Here is a 16,270-nt window from a genome sequence, read left to right as displayed (position 1 = left end):
CATGCGCGTCATGGCACAGATCGCGATGGTGATGAACCTCGACAAGTGCATCGGCTGCCACACCTGCTCGGTCACCTGCAAGCAGACATGGACCAACCGCACCGGCGTCGAGTACGCCTGGTTCAACAACGTCGAGACCAAGCCCGGCGTCGGCTACCCCCGCCGCTACGAGGACCAGGCACACTGGAAGGGTGGCTGGATGCTCGACAAGCGCGGACGCCTCGTCCTGCGCTCCGGCGGCCGGATCAAGCGGCTCCTGTCCCTCTTCTCCAACCCCGACCTGCCGTCCATCGAGGACTACTACGAGCCGGTCACCTACGACTACGACAACCTCGTCAACGCCCCGGCCGGCAAGGACATGCCCGTGGCCCGCCCGCGCTCCGTCCTCACCGGCAAACCGACGTCCATCACCTGGGGCGCCAACTGGGAGGACGGCCTCGGCGGCGCGCCCGAGAACGCCGGCGGTGACCCCAACCTGACCGGGGAATGGGCGGAGAAGGTCAAGTTCGAGTTCGAGCAGACCTTCCTCTTCCACCTCCCGCGCCTGTGCGAGCACTGCCTCAACCCGGCCTGTGTCTCCGCCTGCCCGTCCGGCGCGATGTACAAGCGGGTCGAGGACGGCATCGTCCTGGTCGACCAGGAACGCTGCCGCGGCTGGCGGATGTGCGTGACGGCCTGCCCGTACAAGAAGGTGTACGTCAACCACGCCACCGGCAAGGCCGAGAAGTGCACGTTCTGCTTCCCGCGCATCGAGGCCGGCCAGCCCACCGTCTGCTCGGAGACCTGCGTCGGACGCCTGCGCTACCTCGGGCTGCTGCTGTACGACGCCGACCGCGTCGGCGAGGCCGCGGCCACCCCGGACGAGAAGGACCTGCTCGACGCCCAGCGCGGCGTCTTCCTCGACCCGCACGACCCCGCCGTGATCACGGCGGCCCGGGAGGCCGGCATCCCGGAGGACTGGCTGGACGCGGCCCGCCGCTCCCCGGTCTACGACCTCGTGATGAGGTACAAGGTGGCGCTGCCGCTGCACCCGGAGTACCGGACGATGCCGATGGTCTGGTATGTACCCCCGCTCAGCCCCGTCCTGGACGCCGTCGACGCCGCGGGCGGAAACCAGGACGACCCCGACCACGTCTTCGCCGCCGTCACCCGGCTGCGCATCCCGCTGGAGTACCTGGCGGAGCTGTTCACCGCCGGGGACGCCGATGTGGTCGCCGGGGTGCTGATGAAGCTCACCGCCCTGCGCTCGTACATGCGTGAACGCACCCTCGGGGAGGACGGCGACGAGGCAGCGCTGAAGGCCGTCGGCCTCACCCCGAGCGAGGCGGAGGACCTGCACCGGCTTCTCGCCATCGCCAAATACCAGGACCGCTACGTCGTCCCCGCCGCCCACAAGGAGGATGCCGCCGCGCTCAGCGCGATGGAGAACCGCTGCCCGGTCGAATCGTCCGACGACCCGGCGGACGCCGGTGGCCGACGAGTGATGCTCGGCATCCCCACCCTGCGCCGCCGTGCGCCCGAAGCCCCCGCCGGAGACCGTCCGTGAGCCCGCTGCCCACCACCATTCCCGCTCTCATCCGCACCCGCGTCCGCGCCGCTGTACGCCGCCCGGCCCGCCTCACACCCGAGGAGGCCGAGTCACGCACCCTGCTGCTGCGGCTGTGCTCACTGCTCCTGCAGTACCCGGACGCCGAACTCGCCGCCTGCCGAGCCGTGTTGACCGCGTCCATCGAGACGCTGCCGCCCTCACCCGCCGCCGAGCACCTGGCCGACTTCACCACATGGTTCGCCGACCAGGAGCCGGAGGCACTGGAGCGCCACTACGTCGAGATGTTCGACCTGCGCCGCAAGAGCAGCCTCTACCTCACCTACTACCTGCACGGCGACACCCGCCGCCGGGGCATGGCCCTGCTCACTTTGAACCAGCGGTACAAGGCCGCGGGCTGGGACATCGACGGGGGTGAACTGCCCGACCACCTGCCGGTCGTCCTGGAGTTCGCCGCCCTGGCGGGCCCGGGTGGCGGCGAGGCCCCGCTGCGCCAGCACCGCCGCGGGCTGGAACTCATCCACCACGCCCTGGCCGACGCCGACTCCCCCTACCGGCACGTCCTGGCCGCGCTGCTCACCCTGCTGCCGCCGCCCACCGAGGCGGACCGCGCGGCGGTGGCCCAGCTCGTCGCCGAGGGCCCGCCGAACGAGGAGGTCGGCCTCGACCCCTACGGAACGTACGGGGAAGGGGAGTTCGCCCCTCCGAGCACCTTCGTGCCGCCGATGGCCGCTCCGCCGACCCGGGTACCGGCCACCAACCCGACCACCAGCCGTATGGAAGGCACCCGATGAACGCCGCATCCCTCTCCCCGTCGGCCGCCGCGGCGGCGAGCGGCACCGACCTCCTGCTGTGGGTCGCCGTCCCGTACATCTGCCTCGCGGTGTTCGTGGTCGGACACAGTTGGCGCTACCGCCAGGACCAGTTCGGATGGACCACGCACACCAGCCAGCTCCTCGAACACCGCTGGCTGCGCTGGGGCAGCCCGCTGTTCCACCTCGGCGCCTTCATGGTGATCGCCGGCCATGTCGTGGGACTCGCCATTCCCGACTCGTGGACCGAGGCCGTCGGCATCAGCGAGCACGCGTACCACACCACGGCCGTCTGGGCGGGCTCGGTGGCGGGCATCGCCATGGTCGCGGGCCTCGGCATGCTGTGCACCCGCCGGCTCCTGACGCGCAGGATCCGGCTCACCACCGACCGCAGCGACAAACTCCTCTTCCCCCTGCTGTCCGCCACCGTCGTGCTCGGCATCACCGCCACCGCCGCCCACAACGTCTTCGGCGCCAGCTATGACTACCGCTCCACCGTCTCCGTCTGGTTCCGCGGCCTGTTCGTCCTCCAGCCGCAGCCGGAGGCGATCACCGGAGCCCCGCTACTGTTCCAGCTGCACGCCCTGACCGCCTTCCTGCTCTTCGCGGCCTGGCCGTTCACCCGGCTGGTGCACGTGTGGAGCGCCCCGATCGGCTACCTCGCCCGGCCCTACCTCGTCTACCGCAGGCGAGCCACACCGACCGCGGCCCCGACGCACACGCGCCGGACCCGGTCGGCCTCCGGCTCCCGGTGAGCCCCATGAGCCCCGGACCCGCGCTCGCACGGGCCGCCACAACCACCCGGCGCCCGCACACAGTGGGCGCGGGCCGCCGCACGGGATGGGTGATGGTCCTCACCGGTACCGTCGGCTGGCTCGCGTCCTTCCAGCTCACCGTGGACGACTGGCGGCTCCTCCGCGACCCCTCCTACCAACCGCCGTGCAACATCAGCCCCGTCGTGAGCTGCGGCAGCGTCATGTCCAGCCCGCAGGGCAGCGTGTTCGGCTTCCCCAACATGCTGCTCGGCCTGGGCGCCTTCGCCGCCGTGACCGCCCTGGGCGTCGCCGTGCTCACCGGCGCGCGCCTGCACCGGAAGGTGTGGATCGCGCTGGACGCCGGCGCACTGGTGACGGTGGCGTTCGTCCACTGGCTGATCGGACAGTCGCTCTACGAGCTCAACAAGCTCTGCCCCTACTGCGCCGTCGTCTGGGTCGTGACCATCGCCCTGTTCTGGTACGTCAGCCTGCACTGCCTGGAACGCGGAATCATCCCCATGCCCAGCGGGGTGCTGGCGATCGTGCGGGACACGCACTGGATGCTCCTCGGCGCCTGGTACGGCGTGATCGCACTCCTCGTCCTCACCCGCTTCTGGGCGTACTGGAGCAGCCTGCTGTAGCCGACGCCGCACTCCGCTCAAGCCGCTCGCAGGTCACACGGACGAGAGAACGACGATCAATCCTGGACGACGTTCTGAAGGAATGGACAGCCGCTCTCAAGGACGACCTGGGCATCGAACTCGGGACAGGGGCCGCCCGTGGTAGCCCGCTGCCGGAGTGCCGAGACGGTCAAGGCTGCGATCGCCGCCCCGCAGGCCCGGCGGCTGCGCTACGTTTTCCAAGTACCCTTCGCCGGACGGTCGTTGGAGGACCTTCCGCAGGGCATCAACCAGCGATGGCGCCCCAACATCAAGAAAGCGGACAAGGCCGACGTCAAGGTCGTCCAGGGCGACTACGAGGACCTGCCCGCCTTCTACGACATCCATGTGGAGACCGCTGAACGGGGCCGGTTCATTCCCCGCCCGCCGGCCTGCTTCCAACGGATGCGGACCGCACTAAAGGGTCCTTGGATCCCGACCGCATGCGCCTCTGCCTCGCCCAGCACTAGGGCGAGATGCTCGCGGCGGCCACGATGCTGACGGTCGGCGAGCACCTCTGACACTCCTACGGCGCTTTCACCAGCCGCAAGCGCGAGGTCCAGCCGAACAACGCGATCCAGTGGCGGATGATGACCGACACCCTGGAGGCTGGCAACCACCTGCTGGGGCTGTTGCGGTTCAAGGCGGCACCGGCGGCGAGGCCGTCGAATACCTCGGCGACTGGGACTTCCCGCTCAACAGGGTTCTGCACAAAGGCCCTCGATCCCTACATGTCCCGACGCTGAGCCTGCGGCTGGCGGCCGATCGTGATCGGGGGGAACGGCCCTGGAGGCGCCATCCGGCGGTTCCCTCTTCGAAGGGAACACCGGTGGCCCTTCTCGTCCGTCGGGACAGACGTTCGGGCCGGATACGCTGGCGCGATGCTCGAGAATCCTCCTCCCTGTCCGAAGTGCTCCTGTGAGTACACCTACGAGATGAACGCCCTCGTCGTGTGCCCGGAATGCGGCCACGAATGGGTTCCCGCGGAGAGCGGTGCGGAAGCCGGGGATGCCGCCGGGGAGCGGGTCGTCAAGGACTCCGTCGGCAATGTGCTCCAGGACGGCGACACGGTGGTCGTCGTGAAGGCGCTCAAGGTCAAGGGCAGCCCATCGGGGATCAAGGCCGGCACCAAGGTGCGCGGCATCCGGCTGGTCGACGGGGTCGACGGCCACGACATCGACTGCAAGATCGACGGTTTCGGGGCGATGCAGCTCAAGTCCGGCGTGGTCAAGAAAGCCTGAGCCGCGACTGGTGAGGGGCGACCGGCCCCCTCACCGACCGACGGCCGCCCCGCAGCCCGGCCCGCCGTCACGCCCATAGAACATCACTCAGGCCGCAGCGGGATGCCGAATTGCAAAATTTCGCAATTGGTTAGATGATATGTTGGCTGTACTCGCAGGTAGTCGCGGGCACAGCCTTCGCGGCCTCCGTGGTGGGGCGCTGTCTGGGAAGTCGAGGGATTGTGTCCGTTCCGCTGTACCAGGCCAAGGCCGAGTTCTTCCGGATGCTGGGGCATCCCGTTCGGATACGCGTGCTCGAGCTGCTGCAGGACGGGCCGATGCCCGTACGGGAGCTGCTGGCCGCGATCGAGGTGGAGCCCTCCAGCCTGTCTCAGCAGCTGGCGGTGCTGCGACGGTCGGGCATCGTCACCTCCCAGCGCGAGGGCTCGACGGTGGTGTACGCGCTCGCGAGCGGGGACGTCGCCGACCTGATGGGGGCGGCGCGTCGGATCCTGACAGAGATGCTGGCCGGGCGGAACGAGCTGCTGGCCGAGCTGCGGGATACCGAGGCCGCCGCGCGATGAGGATCTCCTTCGGCCGGGTCGGGGCTCGGCTCACCGCGCTGCTGCCCGACCGTAGTGATCTCGCGGAGATGCGCCGGGATCCGCGCCGGGACCTGCTGGCCGGCCTCACCGTGGCGATTGTCGCGCTGCCGCTCGCGCTCGGCTTCGGCGTCTCCTCCGGGCTCGGCGCGGAGGCGGGGCTGGCGACCGCGGTGGTCGCCGGTGCGCTCGCCGCACTGTTCGGCGGGTCGAACCTTCAGGTGTCCGGGCCGACCGGTGCGATGACGGTGGTGTTGGTGCCGATCGTCGCCGAGTACGGGCCGGGCGGGGTGCTGACCGTCGGGCTGATGGCCGGCGTCATGCTCGTGGCGCTGGCGGTGCTGCGGGCCGGCAAGTACATGCAGTACGTGCCCGCGCCGGTCGTGGAGGGCTTCACTCTCGGTATCGCCTGTGTCATCGCACTGCAGCAGATCCCGAACGCCCTGGGCGTGCCCACGCCCGAGGGCGACCGGGTCCTCGTGGTGGCCTGGAACGCGCTGGCGGAGTTCGCGAAGGACCCGAACTGGACCACCGTCGCCTTCGCGCTGGCGGTAGCCGCCGTGATGCTGGTCGGCGCCCGCCGGCGGCCCACGATCCCCTTCTCCATCCTCGCGGTGATCGCGGCCACCCTCGTGGCCCAGGTGGCCGGCCTGGACGCGGTCAAGCCGATCGGTGACCTGCCGTCCGGTCTGCCCGCGCCCTCGCTGTCCTTCCTCGATCCGGGCGCGCTCGGCTCGCTGCTCGCCCCCGCGGTCGCGGTGGCAGCGCTGGCAGCCCTGGAGTCACTGTTGTCCGCCTCGGTCGCCGACGGCATGACGGTCGGCCAGAAACACGATCCGGACCGGGAGCTGTTCGGCCAGGGACTGGCCAACATCGCGGCCCCGCTGTTCGGCGGCGTTCCCGCGACCGGCGCGATCGCGCGAACCGCGGTCAACGTCCGTACCGGCGCGAGTTCCCGGCTGGCCTCCCTCATCCACGCCGTGGTCCTCGCCGTGATCGTCTTCGCGGCCGCGCCCCTCGTCTCCAAGATCCCGCTCGCGGCACTGGCCGGCGTGCTGCTGGCCACCGCGATCCGCATGATCGAGGTCGGCTCGCTGAGAGCGATGGCGAAGGCCACCCGTGCCGATGCGCTGATCCTCGTCCTCACCGCCGTCGCGACGCTCGCCCTCGACCTGGTGTACGCCGTGATCATCGGCCTCGTCGCCGCGGGCGCCCTCGCCCTGCACGCGGTCGCCGAACAGGCCCGCCTCGAAGAGGTCCCCCTCGACCGCGGTGACCACAGCGCCGAGGAGCACGCGCTGCTGGCCGAGCACATCGTGGCGTACCGGATCGACGGGCCGCTGTTCTTCGCCGCCGCCCACCGCTTCCTGCTGGAACTGGCCGAGGTCGCCGACGTACGCGTGATCATCCTGCGTATGTCCCGCGTGACGACCATCGACGCCACCGGCGCCCTCGTCCTGAAGGACGTGGTGGAGAAGCTGAACCGGCGCGGCATCGTCGTCATGACCTCCGGGATACGCCCCGGTCAGCGCCAGGTCCTGGACTCCGTCGGCGCGCTGGAGCTCCTGCGCCTGGAGGGACGCGAGTACGCCACCACACCCGAGGCGATCCAGGGCGCCCGCACCTACCTGGAGCACACCGGCGTCATGCGGTCGCTGCCCGCCCAGACGTCCCGGCCCGTCAGCGCGGAAGCGGAGAAAACCGTCGGATGAGCACTCCACCCACACCCCTGCCCATGGTCGAGGTCCCAGGGGCCGAGGCCCCGCGGCTGCTGGAGGGACGCGCACCCGGGCGTCCGGCGTACACGCGACGGGACCTGACCGTCATCCGGCCCGGCCGGATGACCTGGACGTACGGCCGTCTGGTGGTGCGCACGCCGGCCCCGGCCGTCGCGGTGCCCACCACGGCGACGTACCACGTGGACGAGGTCCGCGCGGCGACGGGCATCGGCTGGACCGTCAGCGTCGCCGGGTCGGTCGACGTGATCACCGATCCCGACGATACGGCCCACTACCAGCGCACCCTGTCCGGCTGGAGCCACGGTCCGCACGACACCCTGCTGCGCCTGCATCCCGAGACCGTGACCGGATTTCGCCTCGCCCGCGCGGAAACGTGATGAGCACCCAGCTCGAAGCCCTTCCCCACCGGCACGTGCTGACCCTGCCGACCACGCCGTCTGCGGTCCGAACGGCTCGGGAGACCGCCGAGCAGGCCCTGGCGGAGTGGGGCATAAACCCGTGCCACCCCGCCATCGGACCGGCCCTGCTGATCCTGAGCGAACTGGTCACCAACAGCGTCCGGCACGCCGCCGTCCTCTCCCCGCAGCTGACCGTCATCTACGCGGCAGGCGTGGACTGTCTGGCCTTCGCCGTGCACGACCGCCACCCCTACCAGCCGCCGTTGTACGGCGCGGTCACCGATACCGGTGGCGGCCTGGCCACCGTCATGGAGCTCACCCTCGGTCTGGGCGGCACCGCGGTCGTCCGGGGCGACGCCGACCGCAAGGGCAAGAGCATCTGGATCACCCTCCCCCTCTGAGCCGACAGGCCGACCGAGCAAGGAAGTCGACGACGATGACCATCGAGTGGCGCTACACCGTCGAGCGGGACTTCGGCATCCTGTCCGTCTCCGGGTACCTGGGCCCGGACGCCGTCCACCGCTTTATCGGTGCCATCGGCTGGGTGGTGGGACGTGGGAGTGGTCCGGTCATCGTCGACTTGACCGGACTGCACAGCTGGTCGACCGAGGGACAGTTGGCGATCATCGAGGCCGCGCGCCGTCTCGCCGCAGCGGGCCGCAGTCTGGAACTGGCCGCGATTGCCGCGGATGACTCCCTCGTGCCCGACGGGGACTGCCCGTCCATCCCCGTGCACAGCGGCCTGGCCAGCGCGCTCGCCGCACACAGCGCACGGGACGGCGAGCCGCCGCAGGGCCGTCACGAGTGGCGGACGACGGGCTGGCCGAGCGGAGACGACGCAGGCGCGTGACCCCCATCGGGTTCAGTGGGGTGCGAAGGCGGCGTCAGGATCTCGTACGGGGACGGCGGTGGTAGATGTCCTCCTCCTTGGCCATGGCTATGTCCTCGACGAAGCCCGTCTCGGCCGGGGGGCGCCGGCGGCGACCGCGCGAACCCGGTCGACGGTGCCCGCGTAGCCGCCTTCGCGACGGCAGCCTCAGGGGACAGGGGTCGCGCGCTCTGGTGGTGCAGGTCGGAGATGAGGGCACCGGCGCCGGGCAGGTCCTCCAGCGCGGGGCGCAGGTCGGGCGTGACGGCGTGGCGGGCGACGGCGGCACCGACCTGTTCCATCCAGAGAGGCGATGGCCGCGGTCAACGGCTCGGCCCCCAGGAAGCCCGCCAACAGCGCGACGGCCTCACCCAGTTGAGGAGCATCCATGCCATCGACCGCTTCGTCTGTCATGAACGGCATTGTGCCCGGCGGCGCTCCGGCAGCCGACCGGGCCCAGCCGGCCTTTCACAACGGTGCCGATCGGCCCTCACAAGACGACCCCGTTGGTCTCTGCCTCCACCGATCGCCGATCCGTCACCGTAGCGGTGTGATGTTCAGGTCCGTCGCGCTCGGAGGGATGCACGCATGCTGAAACACGGTGGCAGGGTGATGCTCTGGCGTTGGCGGCGCAACCCGCTCAAACGGCGCTCCGACGTCGCCGAAGCCTGGATCGGCGGCGCAGCGGCGACGCTACTGCTCCTCATGGTCCCTGCAGTGGGCGTGGTGATGGCCGGCGTCGGCGAACGCTCCGCTCGCGACCAGGCGCAGGGCCTGCACCGCACGGCGGCGCGCCTCGTCGAGGACGCCCCCGCGACGCCGTCACGGTTCTCCGGGCTGGCAGACGACCACGTGCGGACGACTGTGCGGTGGACGACCCCCGACGGCTCTCCCAAGACCGGCGAGGCCCCGGTGGCAGCGGGCAGCAAGGCCGGATCCTCCACCACAGTGTGGCTCGACGACACCGACCGCCTTCGCCCCGCACCGCCCACCCCCGCCGAGGCCAGGTCACAGGGAGCCGCCCTCGGCGCGGCCGCCGGAGCGGGTGTAGGCGTGCTGGTTGTGGGCGGCTGGTGGGTCGCCCGGGTACGGCTGGATGTGCGTCGCATGGCCTGGTGGGAATGTGCCTGGGCCGAGTTCAACGCCAACCGGGGACACCGGCACGCGTAAGACGCCTCCAACAGCGGGGCCGAACACGCCAGGGCGATCCCACCAACCAGCAGCGGAGAGCGTTCGAGGCACCGCGGGGGTGGCGGTGAGACAGAGCAGCCCCGCCACGCTCACCATCGTTCTCCAGTGACGACATGCCGAACACCCCCACGAGGCACTCCCGGCCGCGCGCCGTCACAGGCAGTCTCGGACCAGAGAGGACCGGGGCGGCGTTGGGCGCGTCACTTCAACCTCCAACGCCCAATCCACGCCTGGATCGAATCCGAGATGGTCACCGGAGGCGAGCTCAAGGGAGCGGGCGGCGGCACGCAGTGAGCGGGGCCGCCCGCCTTCCGACTGCCTCGTCGGCAGGGCGTATGCCGCCGGGGCGGCACAGTCAGTCGGATGGAACGGCACGCGCATCGGAAGCCGCCGGCTCGGGTCCGAGAGCGGGACGAGGTGTGGCGTGCGCGGCCGCGCGTGGTGTGCGGCCGCCCTCGGGGCCGTACCCGAACCGGATCAGCAGCTGTGGGGAACACGGTTGCCTCGATCCGCCCATCGCCGCCCGCAGATCCAGCCACTCCATCGCCTGGTGCAGCATGGAGGTGCGTACCCCGTGCACCGTCGCCGTGAGCAGTACGCGCTGCAGGGCCTGGCCGGCCCGCAGCCAGTCCTCGCGCTGGTCCCACGAGGTCCACAACAGCGCTACCTGGGCGTGGCGTTCGAAGTGCAGGGCGGGCAGGTACGGCACGGGCAGCCGGCCGGTGAAATCCCGCATCGGTATCCGCCCGGACGCATCCCGGGCGCCCAGGGCGGTCACGGGGATGCCGTAGGGGGTGTCCCTTCCGGGGGCGGTGAGCCGGGTGCGTGCCTCGGCCGTGCGAGCCGAATGGGATGCGTTGCGGGCCTCGGCCGCCTGGGTCAACTGCAGCAGACGCCGGGTTCCCATGATGTCGGGAACGTCCAGGCGCGCGCCCTCGGCCCGGGCGGCGGTGATCATCTGTGACACGACCGGTTCCGGCACCGGGCGGCCGGTGAAGGGCATCCGGCTGGTGTGACGCCGCTCGATTGCTTCGTACAGGCCGCCCAGGGTCGAGGGCCCGTTCGCGGCGGGCCGGGCGAGTTGCACGCGGGCTAGCAGGTCGGGATCGTCCGCGGCGGGCAGCAGACCGACGATCGGTTCCCAGCCCAGGTGTGCCGCGGCCACGCGGAGGTTGAAGACGGCCGCGCCCACCGACAGGTGCTGGGCACGCAGGTCGGGATCGGTCATCGGCAGTGGCCGTCCGCGGTCGGCCCAGACCTCGACCGACCGGCTGTCCGGGTCCAGGCCGAACCGCCAGGGCTGCGTATTGTGGATCGACGGTGCTGCCACGGCTGCGGCCAGCAGGGACCGAACGGCTGTGGCGTCGACTTCCCGGGTCTGCATGACGGCTCTCCTCTGCAAAGCTCTCCCCCGTACCGCCAACCCTGCGCCACGGTCCCCGGCTCGGGAGAGGGTTGACCGGCCCTTCCGGGCCCTGCCATACGGCCTTGAAATACGAGCCGGACGCGCCGTGCGGTCCCCTGAAGGGCATGCCCGTCAGCCCCTCAGCCGGTCCGTGTCAGGGCCCTGGTATTGACACCCGTGTCGGGGAGCACCGCCAGGAACCCGCAGACAGAGCCCCCACAACGAGCTGCGGTGAGTTCCGCGCGGTCTTGGCCGGACCGCGAGGCCACGACCGTCGCTCCGGCCTGCCTCGTCCGGCCCGGCCTGCCTGCTCATCAGGGCCGTACGCCGCTACGGGGCGGACCGATCGGCCCTGCTGCCGCGACGGCATGTTGTTGTAGCCGGTGGCCCGCTGGGCGATCATCCGCGTGCTGCCTGGGCCAGCGCGCAGCACCTACGCGTGCAGGGTGTCGTTGACGCTGCTGAGCACCACCTCAAGGCCGGCTGCGGCTGGTGCGCGGCACGCCCCCGGTGTGGCGCGCAGATCACGCGCCTGGACCACGTCATCACCGTGGCGGACGACCTGCCCGGTGCCGCGGCGGACCGTTCAACGGGACGGCCCCTGCGACGTAAGCAGCCCCCGCATGGCTCCTTGTCCTTGTCCCAAGCCCCGGAGGTTGTCCGGGAACTTCCGGAGAGCCGGCAGGCACCGGCGCACCAGTGCAGGCGCGCACGGTGCACAAGGTTCCCGAGCGGGTCCTGTGCCCGGGCCGACGGCCACCTGCCGCTCTGGGTCCCGGGCCCGGTCGGTCAGTTCCGTGGGAGCGTTTTGGCGACGTACTCGGTGAGGTCGAGCAGCCGGTTGGTGTAGCCCCACTCGTTGTCGTACCAGCCGAAGACCTTGACCAGATCGCCGTGCGCCTGCGTCAGCGGGGCGTCCAGGACGCACGAGGCGGGATCGCCGACCACGTCGCGGGAGACGATCGGGGCGTCCGAGACCCGCAGGATTCCCTTCAGCGGCCCGTCGGCAGCCTCCCGGAACGCGGCGTTGACCTCGTCCGCGGTCACGGGCCGCTCCAGAACCACGCTCAGGTCGGTCAGCGAGCCGTCCTCGACCGGCACGCGGACGGCGATGCCGTCCAGGGTCCCGGTCAGCTCCGGCAGGACCAGGCCGACGGCGCGGGCAGCGCCGGTGGAAGTGGGGATGATGTTGACGGCGGCGCTGCGACCGCGGCGCAGGTCCTTGTGCGGGCCGTCGAGGACCACCTGGTCGTTGGTGTAGCCGTGGATGGTGGTCATCAGGCCCTTGACCAGGCCGAAGTGCTCGTCGAGCACCTTCACCATGGGCGCCACGCAGTTGGTGGTGCACGAGGCGTTGGAGACCACGTGGTCGCTCTCCGGGACGTACGCGCCCTCGTTGACACCCATCACGATCGTGGCGTCAACTCCCTTGCCCGGTACGGAGAGCAGTACCTTCCGGGCGCCCCCCTTCAGGTGCAGACCGGCCTGCTCACGGGTGCGGAAGCGGCCGGTCGACTCGATGACCACGTCCACACCGAGGTGCCCCCAGTCCAGCTCGGCCGGGTCACGCTCGGCGGTCACGGCGATGCGGTGACCGTCGACAGTGATCGAGGTGTCGTCGTGTTCTACGGTGCGGCCGAGGCGGCCGTACGTCGAGTCGTACGCCAGCAGATGGGCGAGCGCGTCCGGCGAGGTGAGGTCGTTGACCGCCACGACCTCGACCGGCTCGCCGGTACCGCTCTCCGCGCGCTCCAGCACGCAGCGCAGATAGTTGCGTCCGATGCGACCGAAGCCGTTGATGCCCACGCGCACGGTCATGTCCGTCGTCCTCCCGATCAGTGCTGCCCGGCGTTGTCCGGGTGTGCTGCCAGCCTGGTGGCCGGGGAGGGGGTTCGGCTTGGGCCGCTCGGGGGCCGGGTGAGGGACGTTCGGCCCTGCGGCTGCCGACTGCGCGCGAAGCCTCAGCGCCCTTCGTGGCGGAGCCGGTCCTGGGCCTGCGTGGCGATGACCGCGGCCTGGATGCGCCGCTCCACGCCGAGTTTGGCGAGCAGGCGGGAGATGTGGTTCTTGACCGTCTTCTCCGCGAGGTAGAGGCGCTGGCCGATCTGGCGGTTGGTGAGCCCTTCGCCGATGAGCGCCAGGATCTCCCGCTCCCGGTCGGTCAGGCCCGGCAGGGCGTCGGGCTCGGGCTCCGGTTCCTGGCCCTGGCGCAGGCGGGCCATCAGCTTGGCGGTGGCGCTGGGGTCGAGCAGGGACTGCCCGCGGGCCACGGTGCGCACGGCCGACACCAGATCCGAGCCCTGGATCTGCTTCAGTACGTACCCGGACGCTCCGGCCATGATCGAGTCCAGCAGGGCCTCCTCGTCGTCGAAGGAGGTGAGCATCAGGCAGGCCAGCTCCGGCATCTGCGAGCGCAGCTCGCGGCAGACGGTCACTCCGTCGCCGTCGGGCAGGCGCACATCGAGCACGGCCACCTGCGGGCGCAGCGCGGGGACACGCACCAGGGCCTGCTCCACGTTCGCGGCCTCGCCGATCACGGTGATGTCCGGTTCGTCGTTCAGCAGGTCGTGCACCCCGCGGCGTACCACCTCGTGGTCGTCCAGCAGGAAGACCCGGATCGGGTTGTCGGGTCCGGGTCGCTCGCTGTCCGCCATCGACGGCTCCTGTCCTGTGTCGTCGTTCTCTGGCACGGAACCGCCAGATGGGCGGGACCGGTCCTTCCCTGTCACAGATCCTGCGCGATTGCGGGCCGAGCGGCCAGGGCCGACCGGCCCTTTTCGCTCTGCTGTTCCCGCATTCCCCGCGTACCGGTGTTGATCGCCTACCCGGCGCCGATCGGTGCCGAACGCCGAGGAGAACCGGGCGGGCCTTCACCGTTGGGGACCATGCCGTTCGAGTCGGGACCATCGGCCCCTGGAACCGCGGCCGCCCTCTCGTAAGGCTCGGGGAAAAGGGCCGGCGCCATCGTCCGCGGCCCGCTGGTCCCGTATCCGGAGGTCTCTTCCCATGATTCGCCCCATCACCGTCGGCCTGGACGGCTCCCCCGAAAGCCTGGCCGCAGCCGACTGGGCAGCCCGCGAGGCACAGCGCCGGGATCTGCCGCTGCATCTGGTGCATGCCTGGATCTGGCAGCCGCACGACGTGCCCGTCGCACAGGATCTGGACACGCAGAAGCACTGGGCCCAGCGGGTTCTGCGGGAGGCCGAGGAGGAGCTGCACGGGCGGCATCCGGAGCTGACGGTCAGCACCGAGCAGATATCCGAGACCGCGGCCGAGGTGCTGCTGGGCCAGGCGGAGGAGGCCGAGATGCTGGTGCTGGGCTCCAGCGGTCACGGCGCCATTGCAGGGTTCCTGCTCGGCTCCGTCGGGCAGCAGGTGCTGGCCCGGGTGAACAGCCCGGTGGCCATGGTGCGGGCGAACGCCCGCTCGGCCGCCAAACACGACGGCGGCGAGATCGTGGTCGGGCTCGACGACCCGGGCGACCCGGCCGCGCCGCTGCTGGAATTCGCCTTCGACGCGGCCGCCGCTCGCAGGACCGCGCTGCGCGCCGTGCACGCGCCGAGCCTGCCGCCGCTGTACGGACATGGCCCGGTTGTGGGACAGCTGGCCGGCCAGGAAGGCGGCATCACGGGTCAGGCGGAGAAGGCACTGTCCGACGCTCTCAAGCCGTGGCAGGAGAAGTACCCGCAAGTCCCGGTCGCCCACACGGTCGATCTCGCCCGCCCCGCCGGAGTCGTACTGCAGGCCGCCGCGCAGGCCGGACTCGTAGTGGTCGGCCGCAGGGTGCACCGGCCCGCGCTCGGTATGCGCATCGGGCCGGTCGCTCATGCCGTCCTGCACCACGCCGCCGCCCCGGTCGCCGTCGTCCCGCACGACTGAGGGCCGGTTTCCGCACGGCTTGAGGGCCGAGCGGCCCCACAGGCGAGGACCTCCAGGACCTGCCCACCGCGTCGGGGCCCGTTCGACCCTGGAACCACACCGAACAGACAGACCTGAGGAGCATCAAATGAAGGCAGCAGTCGTCCGGTCATTCGGGCAGCCGCTGGTGATCGAGGAGCGCCCGGATCCGGAGCCCGGACCCGGCCAGGTCCGCATCCGCCTGGAGGCGTCCGGGCTGTGCCACACCGACATCCACGCGGCGCACGGCGACTGGCCGGTCAAGCCGACCCCGCCGTTCATCCCGGGCCACGAGGGCGTCGGCATCGTCGAGGCGCTCGGCGACGGCGTGACCCACCTGGAGGTCGGGCAGCGGGTGGCCGTGCCCTGGCTGGGCTGGGCCTGCGGACGGTGCGAGCACTGCCTGTCCGGCTGGGAGACGCTGTGCGAGCAGCAGCAGAACACCGGCTACAGCGTGGACGGCGGGTACGCCGAGAAGATGCTCGCCCCGGCCGACTTCGCCGCTGTGGTCCCCGACGGCATCGACCCGCGCGACGCCGCCCCGCTGACCTGCGCCGGCGTCACGACATACAAGGCTCTGAAGGTCGCCGGAGTGCGTCCGGCCCAGCTGGTGGCGATCTCCGGGGTCGGCGGTCTTGGCCACCTCGCCGTGCAGTACGCGAAGATCGCCGGGGCGACCGTCGCCGCGATCGACGTCACCGACGAGAAGCTCGAACTCGCCCGAGAGCTGGGAGCGGACATCCTCATCGACGCCCGCAAGGAGGATCCGGCCGAGGTGCTCAAGCAGCACGGGGGCGCCCATGCCGCGATCGCGCTGGCTGTCAACGAGCAGGCGTTCGCCTCCGTGTACGGCGGCTTGCGGCGCGGCGGCAAGCTGGTCATGGTCGCTCTGCCCGCCGGCGGCACCATCAGCGTGCCGATCTTCGACACGGTCCTCAACGGCACCTCCGTGATCGGTTCCATCGTGGGTACCCGTCAGGACCTGGACGAGGTGTTCCGGCTGCACGCCGCCGGACGCACCAAGGTGATCTATGAGACCCGTCCGCTGGAGACCGTCAACGACTCCATCGCCGAGGTTCTGAACGGTCAGATCAAGGCACGCATCGTTTTCGAGATGTGAGCCGCCCGAACCTGTCCGCCGCGCGTCGTGCGCCGACCTGCCACGAGCCCGGCGGACA

At 70.9% G+C, this 16,270-nt stretch carries 16 protein-coding genes and 1 pseudogene; 14 read left to right on the top strand and 3 right to left on the bottom strand.

Annotated elements, in window-relative coordinates:
* The first annotated feature begins 1 nt into the window (after nucleotide 1).
* The 12 genes and pseudogenes from narH (at nucleotide 2) to JIX55_RS49865 (ending at nucleotide 9,769) form a co-directional block, all read left to right on the top strand.
* Nucleotides 2-1,546, top strand: a complete 1,545-nt coding sequence (gene narH / locus JIX55_RS49920) for a nitrate reductase subunit beta (protein ID WP_257561278.1) — start codon at nucleotides 2-4, stop codon at nucleotides 1,544-1,546.
* A complete protein-coding gene (gene narJ, locus JIX55_RS49915; RefSeq protein WP_257561279.1) occupies nucleotides 1,543-2,340 on the top strand; it encodes a nitrate reductase molybdenum cofactor assembly chaperone in 798 nt (265 codons plus the stop codon). The genes narH and narJ overlap by 4 nt, the downstream gene beginning before the upstream one ends.
* Nucleotides 2,337-3,113, top strand: coding sequence for a respiratory nitrate reductase subunit gamma (gene narI, locus JIX55_RS49910; protein ID WP_257561280.1), 777 nt, complete (start codon nucleotides 2,337-2,339; stop codon nucleotides 3,111-3,113). The genes narJ and narI overlap by 4 nt, the downstream gene beginning before the upstream one ends.
* A gap of 5 nt (nucleotides 3,114-3,118) precedes the next feature.
* Nucleotides 3,119-3,754: a vitamin K epoxide reductase family protein gene (locus JIX55_RS49905; protein ID WP_257561281.1), complete on the top strand. Its 636-nt coding sequence runs from the start codon at nucleotides 3,119-3,121 to the stop codon at nucleotides 3,752-3,754.
* Between the two features lie 129 nt (nucleotides 3,755-3,883).
* Nucleotides 3,884-4,518: pseudogene (locus JIX55_RS49900) on the top strand (lipid II:glycine glycyltransferase FemX); the annotation flags it as partial.
* A 135-nt stretch (nucleotides 4,519-4,653) separates the two neighbouring features.
* Nucleotides 4,654-5,013 carry a zinc ribbon domain-containing protein YjdM gene (locus JIX55_RS49895; RefSeq protein WP_257561282.1) on the top strand — a complete coding sequence of 120 codons (360 nt, stop codon included), beginning with the start codon at nucleotides 4,654-4,656 and terminating at the stop codon, nucleotides 5,011-5,013.
* A gap of 221 nt (nucleotides 5,014-5,234) precedes the next feature.
* Nucleotides 5,235-5,576: an ArsR/SmtB family transcription factor gene (locus JIX55_RS49890; protein ID WP_257561283.1), complete on the top strand. Its 342-nt coding sequence runs from the start codon at nucleotides 5,235-5,237 to the stop codon at nucleotides 5,574-5,576.
* Nucleotides 5,573-7,306, top strand: coding sequence for a SulP family inorganic anion transporter (locus tag JIX55_RS49885; protein WP_257561284.1), 1,734 nt, complete (start codon nucleotides 5,573-5,575; stop codon nucleotides 7,304-7,306). Before JIX55_RS49890 ends, JIX55_RS49885 begins: the two co-directional genes overlap by 4 nt.
* The gene (locus JIX55_RS49880; RefSeq protein ID WP_257561285.1) at nucleotides 7,303-7,710 is read left to right on the top strand and encodes a pyridoxamine 5'-phosphate oxidase family protein; all 408 of its coding nucleotides are present in this window, start codon (nucleotides 7,303-7,305) and stop codon (nucleotides 7,708-7,710) included. Before JIX55_RS49885 ends, JIX55_RS49880 begins: the two co-directional genes overlap by 4 nt.
* Nucleotides 7,710-8,132 carry an ATP-binding protein gene (locus tag JIX55_RS49875; RefSeq protein ID WP_257561286.1) on the top strand — a complete coding sequence of 141 codons (423 nt, stop codon included), beginning with the start codon at nucleotides 7,710-7,712 and terminating at the stop codon, nucleotides 8,130-8,132. Before JIX55_RS49880 ends, JIX55_RS49875 begins: the two co-directional genes overlap by 1 nt.
* 35 nt (nucleotides 8,133-8,167) lie before the next feature.
* Nucleotides 8,168-8,581 carry an anti-sigma factor antagonist gene (locus JIX55_RS49870; RefSeq protein ID WP_257561287.1) on the top strand — a complete coding sequence of 138 codons (414 nt, stop codon included), beginning with the start codon at nucleotides 8,168-8,170 and terminating at the stop codon, nucleotides 8,579-8,581.
* A 606-nt stretch (nucleotides 8,582-9,187) separates the two neighbouring features.
* Nucleotides 9,188-9,769 carry an Rv1733c family protein gene (locus JIX55_RS49865; RefSeq protein WP_257561288.1) on the top strand — a complete coding sequence of 194 codons (582 nt, stop codon included), beginning with the start codon at nucleotides 9,188-9,190 and terminating at the stop codon, nucleotides 9,767-9,769.
* A gap of 376 nt (nucleotides 9,770-10,145) precedes the next feature.
* Here the strand turns inward: JIX55_RS49865 and JIX55_RS49860 are convergent, their stop codons facing one another.
* The 3 genes from JIX55_RS49860 to JIX55_RS49850 all read right to left on the bottom strand — a co-directional run bounded on the left by JIX55_RS49860 (nucleotide 10,146) and on the right by JIX55_RS49850 (nucleotide 13,849).
* The gene (locus JIX55_RS49860) at nucleotides 10,146-11,174 is read right to left on the bottom strand and encodes an Acg family FMN-binding oxidoreductase (RefSeq protein ID WP_257561289.1); all 1,029 of its coding nucleotides are present in this window, start codon (nucleotides 11,172-11,174) and stop codon (nucleotides 10,146-10,148) included.
* Nucleotides 11,175-11,984: 810 nt separating this feature from the next.
* Complete coding sequence (gap, locus tag JIX55_RS49855; protein WP_257561290.1) at nucleotides 11,985-13,013, bottom strand: type I glyceraldehyde-3-phosphate dehydrogenase; 1,029 nt, start codon at nucleotides 13,011-13,013, stop codon at nucleotides 11,985-11,987.
* Between the two features lie 143 nt (nucleotides 13,014-13,156).
* Complete coding sequence (locus JIX55_RS49850) at nucleotides 13,157-13,849, bottom strand: response regulator (protein WP_257561291.1); 693 nt, start codon at nucleotides 13,847-13,849, stop codon at nucleotides 13,157-13,159.
* A 352-nt stretch (nucleotides 13,850-14,201) separates the two neighbouring features.
* On the opposite strand from JIX55_RS49850, the gene JIX55_RS49845 reads away from it, so the two are divergent.
* On the top strand, nucleotides 14,202-15,074 hold the full coding sequence (locus tag JIX55_RS49845; protein WP_257561292.1) for a universal stress protein: 873 nt from the start codon (nucleotides 14,202-14,204) through the stop codon (nucleotides 15,072-15,074).
* A gap of 127 nt (nucleotides 15,075-15,201) precedes the next feature.
* Nucleotides 15,202-16,212, top strand: coding sequence for an alcohol dehydrogenase AdhP (adhP, locus tag JIX55_RS49840; RefSeq protein ID WP_257561293.1), 1,011 nt, complete (start codon nucleotides 15,202-15,204; stop codon nucleotides 16,210-16,212).
* Nucleotides 16,213-16,270 lie beyond the last annotated feature (58 nt).

Source organism: Streptomyces sp. DSM 40750 (assembly GCF_024612035.1).
Lineage (GTDB): Bacteria > Actinomycetota > Actinomycetes > Streptomycetales > Streptomycetaceae > Streptomyces.
The sequence above is the reverse complement of the archived record's forward strand: the minus strand, read 5'-3'. Positions and strand labels throughout refer to the sequence as shown.

What these genes read in the sequence shown, in the direction of transcription:
- narH (WP_257561278.1), top strand. Translation starts at nt 2, where the DNA reads ATGCGCGTCATGGCACAGATCGCGATGGTGATGAACCTCGACAAGTGC.
- narI (WP_257561280.1), top strand. Translation starts at nt 2,337, where the DNA reads ATGAACGCCGCATCCCTCTCCCCGTCGGCCGCCGCGGCGGCGAGCGGC.
- JIX55_RS49905 (WP_257561281.1), top strand. Translation starts at nt 3,119, where the DNA reads ATGAGCCCCGGACCCGCGCTCGCACGGGCCGCCACAACCACCCGGCGC.
- JIX55_RS49895 (WP_257561282.1), top strand. Translation starts at nt 4,654, where the DNA reads ATGCTCGAGAATCCTCCTCCCTGTCCGAAGTGCTCCTGTGAGTACACC.
- JIX55_RS49885 (WP_257561284.1), top strand. Translation starts at nt 5,573, where the DNA reads ATGAGGATCTCCTTCGGCCGGGTCGGGGCTCGGCTCACCGCGCTGCTG.
- JIX55_RS49880 (WP_257561285.1), top strand. Translation starts at nt 7,303, where the DNA reads ATGAGCACTCCACCCACACCCCTGCCCATGGTCGAGGTCCCAGGGGCC.
- JIX55_RS49875 (WP_257561286.1), top strand. Translation starts at nt 7,710, where the DNA reads ATGAGCACCCAGCTCGAAGCCCTTCCCCACCGGCACGTGCTGACCCTG.
- JIX55_RS49870 (WP_257561287.1), top strand. Translation starts at nt 8,168, where the DNA reads ATGACCATCGAGTGGCGCTACACCGTCGAGCGGGACTTCGGCATCCTG.
- JIX55_RS49865 (WP_257561288.1), top strand. Translation starts at nt 9,188, where the DNA reads ATGCTGAAACACGGTGGCAGGGTGATGCTCTGGCGTTGGCGGCGCAAC.
- JIX55_RS49860 (WP_257561289.1), bottom strand. Translation starts at nt 11,174, where the DNA reads ATGCAGACCCGGGAAGTCGACGCCACAGCCGTTCGGTCCCTGCTGGCC.
- gap (WP_257561290.1), bottom strand. Translation starts at nt 13,013, where the DNA reads ATGACCGTGCGCGTGGGCATCAACGGCTTCGGTCGCATCGGACGCAAC.
- JIX55_RS49850 (WP_257561291.1), bottom strand. Translation starts at nt 13,849, where the DNA reads ATGGCGGACAGCGAGCGACCCGGACCCGACAACCCGATCCGGGTCTTC.
- JIX55_RS49845 (WP_257561292.1), top strand. Translation starts at nt 14,202, where the DNA reads ATGATTCGCCCCATCACCGTCGGCCTGGACGGCTCCCCCGAAAGCCTG.
- adhP (WP_257561293.1), top strand. Translation starts at nt 15,202, where the DNA reads ATGAAGGCAGCAGTCGTCCGGTCATTCGGGCAGCCGCTGGTGATCGAG.